The sequence below is a fragment of the Achromobacter aegrifaciens genome (genome assembly GCF_902859735.1).
In the GTDB taxonomy this organism is placed as follows: domain Bacteria; phylum Pseudomonadota; class Gammaproteobacteria; order Burkholderiales; family Burkholderiaceae_B; genus Achromobacter; species Achromobacter aegrifaciens.
This window is the reverse complement of sequence record NZ_CADIJY010000001.1, coordinates 962,688-979,184: the sequence shown is the minus strand read 5'-3', so window position 1 is coordinate 979,184 and position 16,497 is coordinate 962,688. Positions and strand designations below refer to the sequence as shown.

General features: G+C 64.6%; 17 protein-coding genes. 6 read left to right on the top strand and 11 right to left on the bottom strand.

Translation table 11 applies throughout. From position 1 onward, the window contains the following. Window positions 1-57: 57 nt before the first annotated feature. Together HV766_RS04420 and HV766_RS04415 are read right to left on the bottom strand one after the other, a co-directional pair. A complete protein-coding gene (locus HV766_RS04420) occupies window positions 58-957 on the bottom strand; it encodes an arginase family protein (RefSeq protein ID WP_175180634.1) in 900 nt (299 codons plus the stop codon). A gap of 147 nt (window positions 958-1,104) precedes the next feature. Then, on the bottom strand, window positions 1,105-2,286 hold the full coding sequence (locus tag HV766_RS04415) for an MFS transporter (protein ID WP_175180633.1): 1,182 nt from the start codon (window positions 2,284-2,286) through the stop codon (window positions 1,105-1,107). 331 nt (window positions 2,287-2,617) lie between these two features. On the opposite strand from HV766_RS04415, the gene HV766_RS04410 reads away from it, so the two are divergent. Then, the gene (locus HV766_RS04410; RefSeq protein WP_125472457.1) at window positions 2,618-3,826 is read left to right on the top strand and encodes a GGDEF domain-containing protein; all 1,209 of its coding nucleotides are present in this window, start codon (window positions 2,618-2,620) and stop codon (window positions 3,824-3,826) included. Between the two features lie 71 nt (window positions 3,827-3,897). On the opposite strand, the gene HV766_RS04405 is transcribed toward HV766_RS04410, so the two are convergent. From HV766_RS04405 to HV766_RS04380, 6 genes are all read right to left on the bottom strand, one after another. Continuing rightward, window positions 3,898-4,905: a hypothetical protein gene (locus HV766_RS04405; protein WP_254593271.1), complete on the bottom strand. Its 1,008-nt coding sequence runs from the start codon at window positions 4,903-4,905 to the stop codon at window positions 3,898-3,900. Window positions 4,906-4,915: 10 nt separating this feature from the next. Then, window positions 4,916-5,497, bottom strand: a complete 582-nt coding sequence (locus HV766_RS04400; protein ID WP_119452014.1) for an SMI1/KNR4 family protein — start codon at window positions 5,495-5,497, stop codon at window positions 4,916-4,918. 142 nt (window positions 5,498-5,639) lie between these two features. Continuing rightward, complete coding sequence (locus tag HV766_RS04395; RefSeq protein ID WP_175180631.1) at window positions 5,640-6,248, bottom strand: hypothetical protein; 609 nt, start codon at window positions 6,246-6,248, stop codon at window positions 5,640-5,642. Between the two features lie 137 nt (window positions 6,249-6,385). Then, entirely contained in the window at window positions 6,386-6,784 is a 399-nt protein-coding gene (locus tag HV766_RS04390) for a hypothetical protein (RefSeq protein ID WP_175180630.1), read from the bottom strand. A gap of 11 nt (window positions 6,785-6,795) precedes the next feature. Continuing rightward, window positions 6,796-7,725, bottom strand: coding sequence for a DMT family transporter (locus HV766_RS04385; protein ID WP_054451900.1), 930 nt, complete (start codon window positions 7,723-7,725; stop codon window positions 6,796-6,798). A gap of 152 nt (window positions 7,726-7,877) precedes the next feature. After that, complete coding sequence (locus HV766_RS04380) at window positions 7,878-8,855, bottom strand: alpha/beta fold hydrolase (protein WP_175180629.1); 978 nt, start codon at window positions 8,853-8,855, stop codon at window positions 7,878-7,880. A 71-nt stretch (window positions 8,856-8,926) separates the two neighbouring features. Here HV766_RS04380 and HV766_RS04375 point away from each other — a divergent pair, with 71 nt between their 5' ends. Beyond that, window positions 8,927-9,352, top strand: a complete 426-nt coding sequence (locus tag HV766_RS04375) for an RrF2 family transcriptional regulator (RefSeq protein WP_054451902.1) — start codon at window positions 8,927-8,929, stop codon at window positions 9,350-9,352. A gap of 51 nt (window positions 9,353-9,403) precedes the next feature. Here the strand turns inward: HV766_RS04375 and HV766_RS04370 are convergent, their stop codons facing one another. Continuing rightward, the gene (locus HV766_RS04370) at window positions 9,404-10,387 is read right to left on the bottom strand and encodes a Bug family tripartite tricarboxylate transporter substrate binding protein (RefSeq protein WP_175180628.1); all 984 of its coding nucleotides are present in this window, start codon (window positions 10,385-10,387) and stop codon (window positions 9,404-9,406) included. A 182-nt stretch (window positions 10,388-10,569) separates the two neighbouring features. Continuing rightward, window positions 10,570-10,920 (bottom strand): hypothetical protein, encoded by a 351-nt coding sequence (locus HV766_RS04365; protein ID WP_054451904.1) that lies wholly within the window; start codon window positions 10,918-10,920, stop codon window positions 10,570-10,572. 369 nt (window positions 10,921-11,289) lie between these two features. Here HV766_RS04365 and groES point away from each other — a divergent pair, with 369 nt between their 5' ends. The 3 genes from groES (at window position 11,290) to HV766_RS04350 (ending at window position 14,373) form a co-directional block, all read left to right on the top strand. Then, on the top strand, window positions 11,290-11,577 hold the full coding sequence (groES, locus tag HV766_RS04360) for a co-chaperone GroES (RefSeq protein ID WP_006221616.1): 288 nt from the start codon (window positions 11,290-11,292) through the stop codon (window positions 11,575-11,577). Window positions 11,578-11,614: 37 nt separating this feature from the next. Beyond that, complete coding sequence (gene groL / locus HV766_RS04355) at window positions 11,615-13,255, top strand: chaperonin GroEL (RefSeq protein WP_054451905.1); 1,641 nt, start codon at window positions 11,615-11,617, stop codon at window positions 13,253-13,255. 200 nt (window positions 13,256-13,455) lie between these two features. Beyond that, window positions 13,456-14,373 carry a YihY/virulence factor BrkB family protein gene (locus tag HV766_RS04350; protein ID WP_054451906.1) on the top strand — a complete coding sequence of 306 codons (918 nt, stop codon included), beginning with the start codon at window positions 13,456-13,458 and terminating at the stop codon, window positions 14,371-14,373. An 11-nt stretch (window positions 14,374-14,384) separates the two neighbouring features. On the opposite strand, the gene HV766_RS04345 is transcribed toward HV766_RS04350, so the two are convergent. Further along, window positions 14,385-14,876, bottom strand: coding sequence for a MarR family winged helix-turn-helix transcriptional regulator (locus tag HV766_RS04345; RefSeq protein ID WP_119452006.1), 492 nt, complete (start codon window positions 14,874-14,876; stop codon window positions 14,385-14,387). 142 nt (window positions 14,877-15,018) lie between these two features. Here HV766_RS04345 and HV766_RS04340 point away from each other — a divergent pair, with 142 nt between their 5' ends. Next, the gene (locus tag HV766_RS04340; RefSeq protein WP_175180627.1) at window positions 15,019-16,476 is read left to right on the top strand and encodes a 2-hydroxymuconic semialdehyde dehydrogenase; all 1,458 of its coding nucleotides are present in this window, start codon (window positions 15,019-15,021) and stop codon (window positions 16,474-16,476) included. Window positions 16,477-16,497: the final 21 nt, after the last annotated feature.

Here is a 16,497-nt window from a genome sequence, read left to right as displayed (position 1 = left end):
AGGCATTCCGCAGCCGCACGCAAACTCGATGCGACTGCGTGCCGCCGGACACCACGATTACACCGATGACGCAGCCGTTCCGAGGGCTGCGGCCAGCAAATCGGCCAGGCCACGCCCGGCCCTGCCATCTTCATCAAGACGCGGATTGTAGATAGTGATCTCAAGGCCGACGGCCTTGCCGCTCGACAGGGCAATCCGCAGCGCGGCCGTCAGCTCTTCCCACGACAAGCCGCCAGGCACGCGGAAATCGACGGCCGGCATGATGGCGTCGTCAAGACAGTCTGCGTCGAGGTGGATAAAGAAACCATCCAGCTCTGCTCGCGTCAGATGATCGACTGCCTGCCGCGCAGCAGCCTCGATGCCCATCGAACGTACTGCGGGGAGATCAAGCGTCTTGAGCGCTTCAGGGAGCGGCTGGCTGCCGTACTCTTCCTGGTCCTCATGATCGCGATACGCGAGCGCAACGGCGTCTTGAGGGCGGACCAACGGCCCGCGCCCTTCGATGTCGGCCAATAACGGCGGACCATGGCCGGTGACGAAGGCAAGATCCATCGAAGCGCCTTCGCCGTTGGGTTCCGCCTCCGGTTGGAAAAAGTCCGCGTTGCCGTCGATGAAGAGCAGACCGTAACGGCCGCGCCTGCGCAACGCGAGCATGGAACCCAGCAGGATTGTGCAATCGCCGCCTAGCAGCACCGGAAACTCGCCCGCATCAAGCAGCGCGCCCACCGCGTCGGCAAGCTTGGGCGACCACGCCGCAATGGCCTTGGCGTTCAGGGTGCCGGTCTCGGGATCCGGCGTCGGATTCTTGGGAGGCACGGCAAGTCGCCCGGCGCGGCGTGCATGGATGCGCTCAGCAAGGCCGTAGGCCAGGAGCTGATCAGGCAGGCATTCCACACCGTCGGTCGCCAAGCCTAGCGTGGAAGGGGCTTCGAGGATTGCATAGGAGAGAGTCGGCATCAGCGCCTCCGGGGCGGCCATTCCGCAAAAAATATGATGCCAGACTACAAATTGCGGCGCGAAAGCTCAATCCGACACCGTATCTTCCGTTTCCCTACGGAGACGCGCGCGGCTCCCATGACCCGTGCGAGCCCAGGAGCAAGGCCCTCAAGCCTGCGCGCGGCGCGGCAGCCAGCGCCAGAACACGCCGGCCGCCACCAGCCCCAGCGTGCCAACACCGAACGATGCGCCGCCGAGCGACACCAGGGCGGTCAGCACCGACAGCGCCACGGGTCCGCCGCTTGAGCCAAGGTCGGCCATGAAACGCCAGATGCCAAGGAACTGCGTGCGCGCGCCCGCAGGGGCGGCGTCAGCGCCCAGAGTCATGACGATGCCCGATCCGATGCCGTTGCCGAAGCCCAGCAGCGCCGACACCAGGATGAAGCTCGCCACCCCGTCGGTAAGCGGGATCGCCATCAGGCTCAGCCCCATCAGCAGCGTGCAAGGCAATGCCACCCACAAGCGGCCGCGCTGGTCCATCACTTTGCCCGCCGGATAGAACACCGACATATCGACTGCGGCGACCAGCCCGTAGATGAGCGAAGTGGTGGCGGCGTCGAGGCCCAGGTGGTCTGCCCACAGGGGAATCACCACCTGGCGCGACGCGCGCAGCGCGCTGATCAGCATCACGCCCACGCCGAGCGTGGCGTACACGCCGCGATGGTCGCGCGCAACCTCGCCCATGCGTGCGCGCGGCGCGCCCGCGCTCGCGCCCGCCGAAGGCTCGATGTCAGGCGCCTTGATGGCGATGAGTCCTGCGCCGAGCATGGCGCAAATGGCAATCCAATAGGCGCCATCCAGCCCCACGAAATGAATCAGGGCCGCACCCGCGAACGGGCCGAAGAAAGTACCGATCCGCGTCGTACCGCCGAGCGTGGACAGGGCGCGCGCCCTGTACGCCAGCGGCACGACCTCGATCATGTAGCTCTGGCGCGCCAGCTGAAACACCGACTGCGCGCACCCTTGCATCAGCATGGCCAACGCCAGCACCCAGAGGTTGGGCACGCCAATCACGATCAGCAGGCCGACCACGCTCAACACCGCCGCGCCAGCCATGGCGCGCTTCTCGCCGAAGCGATGGGTGATCAGCGCGGACGGAATATTGGAAAGCAGCGAGCCAACCCCGATGAGGGCGGCTATCAGGCCGGCGGTGGCTATCGACGCTCCTTGATCGCGCGCGGTGAGCGCGATCACGGGAAGAATGGCGCCGTTGCTGATGCCATAGAGTAGCGACGGGCCGAACGCCGGCACGGCGATCTGCTTCAGATTGAACGAATCGGGTTGCGACATGGCGGGAGAATGGGAGACCGGCCGCCTGTCCGCCGCCTTGCCACAGGGCACGGGACCGGTCCGGCGGACATTGGCGCGGGATGCCGGAAGTGTAGCTGGCGCCCCTCGCGCCCGCCTGTCGGCCAGCTGACAGCCGCCGCGTCTCTCGCCAGCTGTTCAACGTCCGGCAGATACCGGCTTTCCCTTCCCGGCGAAGCTGGCCGCATCGCTTGACAATCCTTGACTGTTGAGTCCTGGCGATACATTGCAACACACTGTAATCTTTTTCCATACAAATTGTGTCGGTCGAGCATGCGCTCGACTGTGTACCGTTCCACGCATTCGCCTGTCCATGCCCGCAACCCTTCTTGAATGGTCCGTGCCTGCAGCGATCCTGATGTGCGCCATCGGACTCTGCGCTGCACGCTTCATCGGCTTCAATACGCTCCGGTGGGGCTGCGCCCTGGCCAGCCTGGGCGCAGGCTACGCCATCATGCTGGTGCAGGCCAGCGCACTTTCCCCATATAAACAGGTTGTCGAGGACGCTTTCATTCTGGGCGGCGTCATCCTCGCCTGTCGCGCCCTCCAGAGCCGCAGGCGCAGCCAGGTTCCCCCCTACTTCGATGCTGCGGTCCTGCTTGCCTCGACGGCGATGGTAGTTGTCTCGGTAGTGCTGTTTGCCAGTGCGAAGCTGGAAACGTTCTTCGTGCAAGCCTGTTGCGCGCTCGTGACCTGGCGGGCCACGCTGTCCTTCGCCAGGCATGCCGTGACCACGTCGGACAGGGTGCTCACCGCCGCGTTCCTCTTCATCTCCCTCGTGTTGACGGGCCAGTGCATCCTGTACATTGCCGCCCCGATTCCGCCGCTCTCAACGGGCGAATGGAGAACGTCGGTCTGGGGCATCCTGATCCAATACACCGGACTGCTCGGAAGCATAGTCCTGACCTTCGCGGTCTTCATCGCGACGAGCTACGACGCCATAGAGAAGTACCGTCGCCACGCCCATACCGACGCCTTGACGGGCCTGCTGAACCGCCAAGGACTCGATAGTCTGCTTGCCTCCGGGCGCGCATTCTCGGATGCGGCGACGCCGACCGCGCTGATCATGGCCGACATCGACAACTTCAAGCGCATCAACGATGTCTTCGGCCACGCGTTTGGCGACATGGTGCTTGCCCGATTCGGCGCCCTGCTCAGGCCGCTAACGGACACCCGCATCCATGCGGCCCGGCTGGGAGGAGAAGAATTCCTGTTGCTGCTGCCCACGGCAAGCCTGGAAAACGCCACCGCAATCGCCGAAGAGATCCGTGCCAGTTTCGTGGCGCAGCGCTGGACGCCACAGGTTCCAGATTCCTGTTTCACCGCAAGCATGGGAGTGACCGTCGTGCAGGCAGGAGAACCTTTCGCCAGCGCGTTGAAACGGGCAGACGACCTGCTTTACGAGGCGAAGCGACGAGGACGGAACTGCACGGTTGCGGGCATGGCGCCGGCCGAGGCCGGGCATGGCCGCCACGCGCCTGGCGACAACGCAAGCACTCAAGCGTGTTGCGCACAGGCATGAAGTCGCCGGCTCGGCCCGCGCCGCCCGCAGAGATCCCGGCAGGGTTCAATGCGGCGGGCAGCGCGCCGCGCTCATAGCGTCATGACCGGCTCGTCTTCAATCCGAAAGAACAAGGCGCTCGGCCCCATGATGCCCGTTCCGTCGAGATACTCGAAGGCAACGCGCTGGCCCGGCGCGGCAGCTTGCCCTAAATGCTCGACCCGGTACATCACGCCCCCGATGCGATAGTTGTGAACCAGCGTGGAAATGTTCGAGTTGGACGCGCGCACGCGATAGGTCACGACTTCCTCGATCAGGCCGCGTACCCCGTGCTTGTAGCGGGCCCGCTTCAGCCTGGGGCTGCGCATGCCCAGCACGAATCCCGTGAGAACGAAGAATGCGGCCAGCAGGATCAAGGGCCCCAGGAACAGGCTGCCGACCAGCGGGGCCAGGGCGAGCACGTAGAAGAACTTGCGCAGGCTCAATTCTTCCTTGCGCACGGCCTCGCGGTCGGCATCGCTGACTTCCTCGACCGAATTCCAGGCCTGCGCGCTCATCGGGTACTCGGCCAGCAACAGCACGGGTGGCGCGTCGGGGTCCAGCGTCAGCAAGTGCAGGCGCACGGGTAGGTCCGTCAGCGCCACGGCCGTCACAGGCCGGAAGCCTTCTCGAGTGTCCCTGGCGATCTCGTTCCAAAACGGCAGAGCTACGTCCACGCGCTGTTCGCCGAAGACGTAGCAGATACCGGGACTCCCGGCCGGACCAAAACCGGTCAGGTGTCCGGAAACGATCTGCTTGGGTACACGCCCCTTCAACACCCGATTGAAGCGGCGCCAGGCTTGCGGCAGGCGCAGCAACCTGCGTCCAAGAAAGACCGCGAAGCAAGTCATCGCCACTGTGCACAACAGGATCACCACGCCGTCAGCGCCGCGGCGCAGGCTGCGATCGGACGCGCCAAGCACGACGAACATGATCGCGCTGCTCGCCAGCAGCAGGAACATCAGCCCCGCGAACACGGCCGTCAGGAATCTGCCGCGACGGCCACGGCGCAGCAGCACGATGTCCTCATCGGCCAGGGGTTCTTCCGTGACTTGCAGCATTGCGCTCATGCTAACCCGGCAGCTTGCGCTGCTTGCGCGCCGCGCGTTCGGCCAGCCGCCGCGCCATATCCTGCTGGCGCTGCAGCAGATCGGCTATCTGCTCGGCGTAGAGGTCGGTGAGGTCGCCGGCCAGCGGCTCCACATCGGTCAGGTCATCGATCGCCACGACCGTCCCCGCCTGATCCACGCCCCAGATCCGGCTGCCGTCACCCACGACCTTCAGCACGGGCAGGATGCCGGGCAAACCGGCCTCGGCAAGCTGGCGCTGCTGCGCCGAGATGCTGGCCCATTCGGGCAACTCCGGCGCATCGATGCCCAACAGCACCAGGCCGCGCCAGAAAGTCCAGGCGGGGCCGACTTCGAATTCCTTCGCATGCGGCCAGACTTCCTCGCGCGCCATCACGCACAGGCCGTTGGTACGCTGGCAGAAGGCCGCAAACGCCGAAGGCAGCGGGAAGCCTACAGCGGCTTCCAGCCCGGCGATCGCCTCCGCATCGGGCGCGGGCGCGGCCACGACCTCGAAATGCTCGGTGTCCACGGGATCCAGGATTTCCCACATGCGTTGATGAAACTGTTCGGCGGTCATGGTCATGCAAGCATCCTGAAGCTAAGAAAAGTCCTGGTTCGCCGCGAAAGCGGGAGCCTTGAAAGCGCACCACTATATCTTTGATTGCGGCGGCAAGCGCTTCCACGATCTGCGCACACACCTCGACCTGCCTGGCTGCCATGACCGTTCAGCCCCGCCGGCCAAACAGCATCGTCAATCCGAACAGCGCTCCCAGCCCGCCAACGATAGCCAGCGACATCGACGGTTCGCGCAAGCTCAGCGCCATGACCGCCACACCCGCCCCCAGCGCGATGATCAACAGGCCCACCAGGCGTCCTGCCGTGGAACCATAGAAATGTGTGCGGCGCGCCGCCTGCGTACCGGCGGGCTGGCGCGTATGCCACGCCGCCAAGGCCTGCTCAAACTCGCGCAACAGACGTTCACGTGTGGGCCGGTCCACTGCACTGACCAGCAACGTCGGCAGGCCGGGACGGACCAGCTTGAGATAATCGTCGGTGCCCCAGCGGGACAATTGGGCGAAGGCGACGGCGGAGCGGCGCGAAAACTCCAGCCCTTCGGACGTCACCTTGACGGTATTGCGTGTGGGAAAGCCCTTGAACGCCACCAGCGGCGGCGCCAGCAACCCCAGCACCGCCAGCACAACCGCCAGAACAATCGGCCCACGGTTGAACACCACCAGCATGAAGCTGCCCGCCGCCAGGGCGAAGGCCAACGGCACCGACAACTGGTGCCATCGGGTATAGACCGAGACCTGAATCCCGTCGTTGCTAGTCATGTTTGAGCCAATTGCATGTCGACTTCTCCGTGAATGACGCACGTGTCACGATCAGAGTGTAATCATGCGCCTGTGCGGAACCTGACGCGGCATTGCCTCCAAGCGCCAAGAGGCCGCTTTGGATACGGTGGCTCGGATCAGGATTCGCAGATCCAGTCCGCAGGCCGGTCATCCGCCGCGAAGCGTACGGCCGGCCAATAGCCATCCATGAACCAGGTCGCGTCGCGCGGCGCCAGGTGCAGCACGTAGCCCCCGTCGGCCGCGACGATCAGGTCGGATGGCGTGAAGTGTTCCAGGAACGTCACAGGGGGATCTTCGGGGTCGCCGGTGTCGCGTCCCGCCTGCCAGAGGAATTGCAACGCGGCGTCGCGGTGCGTCGCCAGCGCTTGAGCGATCGAGCGGGCCCGCGCCAGCAGCGGCGCCGCCGCCTGCGGATCGGCTGCGAGCAGCACCACGCGCAGCCGGCCTCCGTCGGCGGTCGCGCAGTCCAGCCAAGTCTCCTGGGCCGGCATGTTGTCGTGGGTATAGGGCTGCATGTAAGGTCCGCCTATCGGCGCTGTCGCGCCTCGGCGCGACGCCGGCCGACGTGCATGATGGCCATGCCCGAGATCGCAAGGGCGGCGCCGATGAACAGATTCGCGGGCGTGGCTTCGCCCAGCCAAAGGCTGGAGAACAGCACGCCGAAGACGGGCACCAGCGTGATGTAGCCCGACGCCGCGCCGGCGCCCAGCGCCTTCACGCCTTCGAAGTACCAGGCGTAGGCGATCGCGGTCGCCCCGAACGCCAAAGCCAGCAGGCTGCCCCAGGCGCTGGCCGGCGCCTGCCCCAGCTTCTGCCAGGCGGGAACGCCTTCCACGATCAGACTGGTGAGCAGCAGCATCAGCGCGCCAATCACGGTGGTCACCGTGGTGGTGGTCAGGGCGTCCACGCCTTTGAGCACCAGCCGGCCGATCAGGGTGTAGGCCACCCAGCAGGCCACGCAACCGAGCAGCAGCAGTTCGCCGATGCCTACGCCGGAGCCGGCGGCTGCTTGTGAAACCCCGCCGCCGATGGCGATATACGCACCGATGGCCGAAAGAACCATGCCGGCCAGGATGGCTGGATTGAGATGTTCGCGGAACAGGATCGCCGCCAGCAACAGCGTCGCGCCTGGATTCAGCGTCACCACGATCGCGGCCTTGCCGGCCGGCACCAGCTGCAGGCTCAACATGAAGAAGCTGGAGTAGCCAAAGACGCCCGCCAACGCGGCGGCGGCCAGGCCAAGCCATTGGTTGCGCGTCAGGGACTTCAGGCCGCGCAGCGCCGAGGCGCGATGCATCCACAGAACCAGCACCACGCTGGCGAACAGGAACCGCAGGCTGGCCGCGGCCAATGGAGCCATGGCCTGGGCGACGACCTTGCCCCAGGACCACGACGCGCCCCAGAGCGCGGCCATGCCGACCAGGCGCAGGTGCGTGGCCATCAGCGTATTTTTCATTTGTGCTTCGAAGGTGAGCTGCGGTGGTCGCGCGGGGCGACGGTGAAAAGCAATGCGTCGAGGTTGTCTATCCGTGACAGCCGTCAGCGCGCATGCGGGATTTTAGCTGGCGCAGTTTCAACGCGATATTGCAGTATGGCTTCTTCACACGGTCAAAGGCTCCTCAGGAAATCGACGAGCGCCTTGTTGACTGCCTCGGGGGCTTCCTGTTGCAACCAATGCCCCGCGCCGGGAATGACTTCAGCAGCGCGGAGTTGGGGAACGAGGGCCGGCATGGCCGCGATGATCTGGTCCATGCCGGGAATCGCCAGGCCCGTATCCCTTTCCCCTACGAGATAAAGCGCAGGCACATCCACCGTCTTTCCCTCAAAGGCCCCCTGCAGCGCCCAATTGCGGTCCAGATTCCGGTAATAGTTGAGGCCGCCACGAAAACCGCTGGCGGTGTAGCTTTGGACAAAGGTCGCCAGATCCGACGGAGTAAGCCAGGCCGGCAACGTCTGGGGGACAGGCAGCGAATCGAGCAGGCCACGGCCAGCGGCTACCATGCCAAACGGATTGGGCGTGGCGGGGTCGTCACGCGGCCCGGCGTCGCCCGACGCCGCGAAGTAGATGGCGCGCAGGGTCGCGCTGATGTCGCGCTCGAACTCCTCTTCAGCAACTCCCGGCTCGTTGAAGTAATGCGTGTAAAACGCAGCGGACTCGGTTCTGGGGAAGAGGCGGCTGGGTGCAACCGGCGCTCTGCGCATCATGGGAACGCCCAGGGCGACGACGGCCCGAAAGCGGTCCGGACGCAGTTGGGCTGCCTGCCATGCGATGCTGGCGCCCCAATCGCCCCCCACGATCACCGCATCATCGGCCCCCTCGCTTTCGATAATCGCGACCAGGTCGCCGATGATATCCAATGTTGTGAACGCCGCCACATCCGCCGGACTGTCGCTGGCGCCATAACCGCGCAAATCCGGGGCCACGGCGCGGAATCCCGCACGGGCCAGGGCGGGCAGCTGATGGCGCCAGGCATAAGCGGTCTCGGGAAAGCCGTGGCACAGCACGACGAGTGGACCTTCGCCCTGGGCCGTGACATTGAGCGTGATGCCGTTGACGGTCACATCGCGTGTTTCAAGGTCGATCATCGGGCAAGCTCTCAAGAAGTATCCGGTGCAGCTATAATACCGTAACACCTGTGGTTACGGTAACTGATCCCATGGCCAATGACACCCGCCTTGCCCGTCTGCTGCACGTCTTGATTCACATGCATTTGCGCGGCGGCACGACCACTTCTGGAACGCTGGCCCAGATGCTGCATACGAATGAGGTGGTGGTGCGCCGATCCATGGCGGCGCTGCGTACCGCCGGCATGGTGACCTCCACGGGCGGGCGCAACGGCGGCTGGGTACTGGCCAGGGGACTGGAAACCATCACCGCGCGCGATGTCCATGAAGCCATCGCCCATGGCACGGTCTTTACCATCGGGCCAGCCGACGACAATCCTGCCTGCCCCGTGGAACGAGCCGCGAACCAATTGGTGGCGGATTCCCTGCGCGAAGGCGAGCATGCCTTGCTGCAACGCTTGGGCGCGGTATCGCTTTCCGAGCTTGCCGCGGAGATTGCCTCGCGCGAGGAAGGATGAAGCCGTAGAGTCGAATGAGCTGCGCAGGCAGAGCGTTTATCGTTGTTCTATCTACTGTTCCTTCAGCCCCAACGACTTCATCAACGGGGCGAACAATTTCTTTTCGTCCTGCACGCGCGCGGCATAGTCCGCCACACGCAGCGGTAGCGCCTCGGCGCCCGCATCGAGAAAGCGCGCCTGGATCTCCGGCCTCGCAAGCACTTTATTGATTTCGGCGTTCATGCGATCGACCACGTCATCGCGGGTGCCAGCGGCGGCATACACGCCAAACAGGCTGTCTGCGAAAACACCGTCGATGCCGACCTCGGAAAAGGTTCGTATGTCGGGCGCCACGGCAGCGCGTTGCCGGCTTGCCACCGCAAGTACCTTCAGTTTGCCCGCTTGCACCATGGGAAAGACCGTGGCGGGTCCAAACGCGAAGTCGATCTGGCCCGCTGCCAGGTCTTGTATCGCCGGCGCCACGCCGCGATAAGGCGCATGGGTAGCCTGCATGCCAGTAGCCTGCTTGAGCAGCTCGCCGGCCAGATGCGGCGTCGTGCCGTTTCCGGCCGAACCGTAATTGAGAGGAGCGGGCTGCTTGCGCGCATATTCCACGAATTCTTCGAGCGTATCGACGCCAAGCGAGGACCGGACAAACAGGAACAACTGGCTGTTGGCCAGCAAGGCAACCGGCCGCAGGTCCCGCTGCGGATCGAACGGCATGCTGGCGAACATCAGTGGATTGACCGATTCGGTCGTCGATGGATTGAGCAGAAAGGTATGGTTGTCTCCACCGTTGCGCACAACCTCGGCGCCCGCCAAGTTGCCGCCCGCACCGCCCCGATTCTCCACGATAACGGTCTGCTTCAATGCTTCGGCCAAGTGCGGCTGCACCGTGCGTGCCAGCACGTCGACCAGCCCTCCGGGCGCCAGGCCCACGACCAGGCGCACGGGCTTGACGGGCCAGGCCTGAGACGGCGTTTGCGCATGGCTGCCCGTCACCCAGCCAGTCAGCGCCAGCATCATCATTGCCAGGCAACGTCTACGCAACAGCATGCGATTCTCCCTATGGGGGCTCACCCCGCGATCCCGCGTACGGTGCGTCACATGCCGCACCACGGAGAACCGCCTCGATGCCTCATGCGGCGGCGGTCCTGCGTCTGCCGCTCATTCTTCATAAAAGTTTAGGCTTAAAGAATCCCGGATTACCCTAATTTTCCAGCGGCACGGGCGGCGTATCACGCTACCTCCCACAACGCCGCTGTCACACCCAGCAACAGCAGCATCGCCGACGTAATGAACCACCGCACGGTTTTCCGGTATTCATTCTCGGCTTCATCCTCCAGACGCAAGGCGCGGTAGAGAGCAATTATCTGCAGCAGGCTGGCGAGCAAGAGGGACACGCCGGGCAGCACGGACAGCGCGCTCCAATCGCCCGGCGCGTCGAAGCCCCAGTAGCGCAGGAAACCCAGCGAAAAGCCGAGCAATACCGTGATGGCCGTAATCAATCCAGCCCGAAAACCCTGGGGCAGTGGCCCGTGGTTGCGGGTCCGTACCGCGTCGTCGCCTGGCGTTTCCGGTGTCATCATTGAGATATTCCGCACTGAGTACGCTACGGCCCACCCGCTACCGGTTTATGTGGGAGCCAAAACTGAACTCCTGCCTTCACTCGAGGCCAGGTTGAATTGATTATGGCTGCTATCACAGCGTACTGGGGCTGTTTCCCTCCCCGTGTTTGCACGCCTGTCCCTTGTCGCCGTGCTTGCCGGCTGCTCGTCTAACTTCCGCCTCAATGAAGTTAGACGCCATACAGCTCCCCAATATGTAACAACCAGCCCCCTCCCCCTTGAACCCTAGAACATCATCCCTATAATTAGCACTCGACACCGGTGAGTGCTAACAAGCGTTCCCGGGCCTAACCGATCATTTCCTTCTCTTTTTTGCAACAGGAGTTCCTCATGGCCTTGCGTCCCCTGGGCGATCGCGTGATCGTCAAACGCCTCGAAAACGAGCGCAAGACTGCATCGGGCATCGTTATCCCCGACAGCGCCGCTGAAAAGCCCGACCAGGGTGAAGTCGTGGCCGTCGGCCCCGGCAAGAAGACCGAAGACGGCAAGATCCTGCCGGTCGACCTGAAGGCTGGCGACAAGGTGCTGTTCGGCAAGTACGCCGGCCAGTCCGTGAAGGTTGACGGCGAAGAGCTGCTCGTCATCCGCGAGGACGAAATCCTCGCCGTGGTCCAGTAAACCCCGCCTCAAACGAATTTTCGAAGGAAGCTAAGAAATGGCTGCCAAGCAAGTATTGTTCGGTGACGACGCCCGCGTGCGCATCGTCCGCGGCGTGAATGTTCTCGCCAACGCTGTCAAGACCACCCTGGGCCCCAAGGGTCGCAACGTCGTGCTGGAGCGCTCGTTCGGCGCCCCGACCGTGACCAAGGACGGCGTGTCCGTCGCCAAGGAAATCGAACTGAAGGACAAGTTCGAAAACATCGGCGCCCAGCTGGTCAAGGACGTTGCCTCCAAGACCTCCGACAACGCCGGTGACGGCACCACCACCGCCACCGTGCTGGCCCAGGCCATCGTCATGGAAGGCCTGAAGTACGTTGCCGCCGGTTTCAACCCGATCGACCTGAAGCGCGGCATCGACAAGGCTGTCGCCGCCGCCGTCGCTGAACTGAAGAAGCAATCCAAGCCGGTCACGACCAGCAAGGAAATCGCCCAGGTCGGCTCGATCTCCGCCAACAGCGACACCTCCATCGGCCAGATCATCGCTGACGCGATGGACAAGGTCGGCAAGGAAGGCGTCATCACCGTCGAAGACGGCAAGTCGCTGGAAAACGAGCTGGACGTCGTCGAAGGCATGCAATTCGACCGCGGCTACCTGTCGCCCTACTTCATCAACAACCCGGACAAGCAAGTTGCCGCTCTGGAAGATCCGTTTGTCCTGATTTTCGACAAGAAGATCAGCAACATCCGCGACCTGCTGCCCGTGCTGGAACAAGTTGCCAAGTCGAGCCGTCCGCTGCTGATCATCGCTGAAGACGTCGAAGGCGAAGCCCTGGCTACCCTGGTTGTGAACAACATCCGCGGCATCCTGAAGACGACCGCCGTCAAGGCTCCTGGCTTCGGCGACCGCCGCAAGGCCATGCTGGAAGACATCGCCATCCTGACGGGCGGCACGGTGATCTCCGAAGAAACCGGCATGTCGCTGGAGAAGGCCGGCCTGGCTGAACTGGGCCAAGCCAAGCGCATCGAAGTGGGCAAGGAAAACACGACCATCATCGACGGCGCTGGCGACAGCAAGTCGATCGAAGCTCGCGTCAAGCAAATCCGCGTCCAGATCGAAGAAGCCACGTCCGACTACGACCGTGAAAAGCTGCAAGAACGCGTGGCCAAGCTGGCCGGCGGCGTTGCCGTGATTCGCGTTGGCGCTGCCACCGAAGTCGAAATGAAGGAAAAGAAGGCTCGCGTCGAAGACGCCCTGCACGCCACCCGCGCTGCAGTGGAAGAAGGCGTTGTGGCTGGCGGCGGCGTTGCTCTGCTGCGCGCCAAGCAAGCCATCGCTGACTTGAAGGGCGACACGCCTGACCAGAACGCCGGCATCAAGCTGATCCTGCGTGCTGTGGAAGAGCCGCTGCGCACCATCGTCACCAACGCCGGCGAAGAAGCCAGCGTGGTCGTCAACACCGTGCTGAACGGCAAGGGCAACTACGGCTACAACGCCGCGACCGGCGAGTACACCGACCTGGTCGAGCAAGGCGTGCTGGATCCCACCAAGGTGACCCGCACCGCCCTGCAGAACGCCGCTTCCGTCGCCAGCCTGCTGCTGACCGCCGAAGCTGCCGTGGTCGAACTGGCCGAAGACAAGCCCGCTGCTCCGGCCATGCCCGGTGGCATGGGCGGCATGGGCGGCATGGACTTCTAAGTCCCGCCATCCTTGCAAGGCCTCCCCGGCTCCGGCCGGGGAATGCAGTATCCCGAAAAACCCCCGGTCCTTCGCCCCGGGGGTTTTTCTTTTTTCCGCAACGCGGCCTCGCCAAAGAACACGTTTGCGCACAATCTGCGGGTTTCGCCGCAGCGCATGCGTCCCTACAATGAAGGCTCCCCCAGAATGAGCCGAGTCCCATGCGTTTGCCCCCGACCCTGTTGCGCGCCCTGCGTCCGTCCGAAATCGGCGGGCTGTTGATGGACTCGGCCAAACAGTGGTCCACCCATCGCGCCTCCAGCAAGGGCGCGGCGCTGGCGCTGTACATGGTGTTTTCGCTTGCGCCCATGCTGATCCTGGTGATCGCGGTGGCGGGCGCGTTCTTCGGCGAAGACGCGGTGCGCTCGGAGTTGTTCTCACAACTGCGCGAGCTGACCGGCGAGCGCGGCGCTGAAGTCATCCAGACGGTGCTGGCCAGCGCCCATGAATCAGGCAAGGGCTGGATCGCGGCGCTGATCTCGATCTTCGTGCTGATCTTCAGCGCCACCACGGCCTTCGCGGAACTGAAGGCCAGCCTGGACGAACTGTGGGAAGTCTCCGCCAACCAGAAAGGCGGGCTGCACGGCATGGTCCGCAGCCGCATGCTGTCGTTCGGCCTGGTGCTGGTGCTGGCGCTATTCCTCTTGATATCGCTGACGGTGAACGCCGCGCTCGGAGCCGCACGGGGTTATTACGGCGATCTCTGGACGGCTTCGTCCTTCGCCCTGGTGGCGGAGTGGATTTCCAGCCTGTTTTCCTTCTCCATCGTGGTGGCGCTGTTCGCGGTCATCTACAAGCTGCTGCCAAGCGCGAAGATCTCGTGGCCGGACGTGATCCCGGGCGCCATTGTGACCGCGGCGCTGTTCCTGGTGGGCAAGTGGGGCATCGGCGTCTATCTCAGCCGGGGCGCGGCGGTGTCGGCCTACGGCGCGGCGGGGTCGCTGATCGCGCTGCTGCTGTGGATCTACTATTCGGCGCAGATCTTCTTCTTCGGTGCGGTGTTCACGCGCCAGTTCGCGCTGCGCTTCGGCAGGAAGAGCGCGCCCGCGTCGGACTCGGCGCCTGCAGCGGACGCCTGAATCAGACGCGCTCAGGCATCGTCCTGCTGCTCCAGCCCCGCCATCAGGCGCAGGCATTTCAGGAACACGGGCCGCAAATCCTCAGGGATGGGCGCCAGGACCTCCGCCTCGACCGCGGCATCCTGCGGCAGGATGCGCGCCAACAGAGCAATGCCCTCTTCCGTGATCTCCAGCGCATAGGCGCGCCCGTCCTGGGCTGAGCGCTTGCGGCGCACATAGCCCTTCTTGGTCATGCGCGCGATCATTTCAGCGAAGGAATTGCGGTCCAGCGCGATCAGTTCGGCGATGCGATTCTGGGTCGCGCCGGGATTCTGGTAGACGGTGATCAGCAGCGCCTTCTGCCGCGGGGTCAGGTCTTCGTCGGGAAAGGCCTGCGCGAACAGGGCCTCGGCCCGGAAATGGGCCCGGCGCAGCAGATGGGACGCGACCTGGGTCAGGTCGAACGCCTGCAAGGCCTGGGGAGCGGCCTGCTTGGCACGGGCGGGTCTGGCGTTGGCGGTCATCGGGCTTCCAAGGAATACGCCTGGCGATTGTAGGCGCAGGCGTGCGCAAAGTCGGAGATGGCGAGGAAACCTTGCGCTTCTCCGGATCCGCCAATATAGTACGTATACGTATTTATTTTGCAATCCCACCAAGCACCTGCACATGACGATCCGACAATTGCGCAACTACATCGACGGCCGCTTCGAAGACGGCGCGTCCACCTTCGACAAGCACAGCCCGGTGGACGGGCGCCTGGTCGCCCAGGTCCACGAAGCCAACCGCGACCAGATCGACCGCGCGGTGGCGGCGGCGCACCGAGCCCTGCCCGCCTGGGCGGGGCTGTCGGTGGCCGAGCGCACCGATCATCTGCTGGCCCTGGCCGACGGCATCACGCGGCGCTTCGACGACTTCCTGCAGGCCGAGATCGGCGACACCGGCAAGCCGGTGGGTTGGGCAGGCAAGATCGACATCCCGCGCGGCGCGGCCAATTTCCGCGCCTTCGCGGAACTGGCGCGCACGCTGGACATGGAAAGCTACATGACGGACACGCCCGATGGCCGCCAGGCGCTGAACTACGCCTACCGCAAGCCGCTGGGCGTGGTGGGCGTGATTTCGCCCTGGAACCTGCCGCTCCTGTTGCTGACCTGGAAGGTGGCGCCGGCGCTGGCGTTCGGCAATACGGTGATCATGAAGCCGTCCGAAGTCACGCCGTCCACGGCCACGCTGCTGGCCGAGGTCGCGCATGAAGCCGGGCTGCCGGCCGGCGTGCTGAACCTGGCGCATGGCTTCGGACCTGGCTCGGCGGGCGAATTCATGACCACCCATCCGGACATCGACGGCATCACCTTCACGGGCGAGTCGGCCACGGGCGCGGCCATCATGCGGGCCGTGGCGCCGGGCGTGAAGCCGGTGTCGTTCGAGCTGGGCGGCAAGAACGCCGCGCTGGTGTTCGCCGACGCCGACTTCGATGCGGCCGTGGATGGCGTGACGCAATCGGTGTTCGCCAATTGCGGGCAGGTCTGCCTGTGCACCGAGCGCGTCTATGTCGAGCGCCCGATTTACGAACGCTTCGTCGCGGCGCTGGCCGCTCGCGCCGACGCCTTGCGCATCGGCTGGCCCATGGATCCCGCCACCGAGATGGGACCGCTGGTGTCGCGCGAGCATCGCGAGAAGGTGCTGTCGTACTTCGCCCTGGCGCGAGAGGAAGGCGCGACGGTGGTGTCCGGCGGCGGCGTGCCGATATTCGGCGATGCGCGCGACGAAGGCGCCTACGTGCAGCCCACGATCTGGACCGGCCTGCCCGAGACCGCCCGCTGCATCAAGGAGGAAGTCTTCGGCCCGGTCTGCCACGTGGCGCCCTTCGACACCGAAGAAGAAGCCATCAGACTGGCCAACGACACGCGCTACGGCCTGGCCGCGGCCGTCTGGACGCAGAACCTCACGCGCGGCCACCGCGTGGCGCAGGCCATGAAGGTCGGCCTGGCCTGGGTCAACTGCTGGTTCCTGCGCGACCTGCGCACACCGTTCGGCGGCAGCGGCCTTTCGGGCATCGGCCGTGAAGGCGGACGCCATTCGCTGCATTTCTATACCGAACCCACCAATGTCTGCATTAAGCTCTGACCACCCCACGCAAAGGAAGAC

Bases quoted from the DNA above. Each gene is read 5' to 3' on its own strand.
- groES (WP_006221616.1), top strand. From the start codon at position 11,290: ATGGCCTTGCGTCCCCTGGGCGATCGCGTGATCGTCAAACGCCTCGAA.
- HV766_RS04390 (WP_175180630.1), bottom strand. From the start codon at position 6,784: ATGCAGCCCTATACCCACGACAACATGCCGGCCCAGGAGACTTGGCTG.
- HV766_RS04375 (WP_054451902.1), top strand. From the start codon at position 8,927: ATGGCCAATGACACCCGCCTTGCCCGTCTGCTGCACGTCTTGATTCAC.
- HV766_RS04400 (WP_119452014.1), bottom strand. From the start codon at position 5,497: ATGACCATGACCGCCGAACAGTTTCATCAACGCATGTGGGAAATCCTG.
- HV766_RS04395 (WP_175180631.1), bottom strand. From the start codon at position 6,248: ATGACTAGCAACGACGGGATTCAGGTCTCGGTCTATACCCGATGGCAC.
- HV766_RS04405 (WP_254593271.1), bottom strand. From the start codon at position 4,905: ATGCTGCAAGTCACGGAAGAACCCCTGGCCGATGAGGACATCGTGCTG.
- groL (WP_054451905.1), top strand. From the start codon at position 11,615: ATGGCTGCCAAGCAAGTATTGTTCGGTGACGACGCCCGCGTGCGCATC.
- HV766_RS04420 (WP_175180634.1), bottom strand. From the start codon at position 957: ATGCCGACTCTCTCCTATGCAATCCTCGAAGCCCCTTCCACGCTAGGC.
- HV766_RS04350 (WP_054451906.1), top strand. From the start codon at position 13,456: ATGCGTTTGCCCCCGACCCTGTTGCGCGCCCTGCGTCCGTCCGAAATC.
- HV766_RS04410 (WP_125472457.1), top strand. From the start codon at position 2,618: ATGCCCGCAACCCTTCTTGAATGGTCCGTGCCTGCAGCGATCCTGATG.
- HV766_RS04365 (WP_054451904.1), bottom strand. From the start codon at position 10,920: ATGATGACACCGGAAACGCCAGGCGACGACGCGGTACGGACCCGCAAC.
- HV766_RS04385 (WP_054451900.1), bottom strand. From the start codon at position 7,725: ATGAAAAATACGCTGATGGCCACGCACCTGCGCCTGGTCGGCATGGCC.
- HV766_RS04380 (WP_175180629.1), bottom strand. From the start codon at position 8,855: ATGATCGACCTTGAAACACGCGATGTGACCGTCAACGGCATCACGCTC.
- HV766_RS04340 (WP_175180627.1), top strand. From the start codon at position 15,019: ATGACGATCCGACAATTGCGCAACTACATCGACGGCCGCTTCGAAGAC.
- HV766_RS04415 (WP_175180633.1), bottom strand. From the start codon at position 2,286: ATGTCGCAACCCGATTCGTTCAATCTGAAGCAGATCGCCGTGCCGGCG.
- HV766_RS04370 (WP_175180628.1), bottom strand. From the start codon at position 10,387: ATGCTGTTGCGTAGACGTTGCCTGGCAATGATGATGCTGGCGCTGACT.
- HV766_RS04345 (WP_119452006.1), bottom strand. From the start codon at position 14,876: ATGACCGCCAACGCCAGACCCGCCCGTGCCAAGCAGGCCGCTCCCCAG.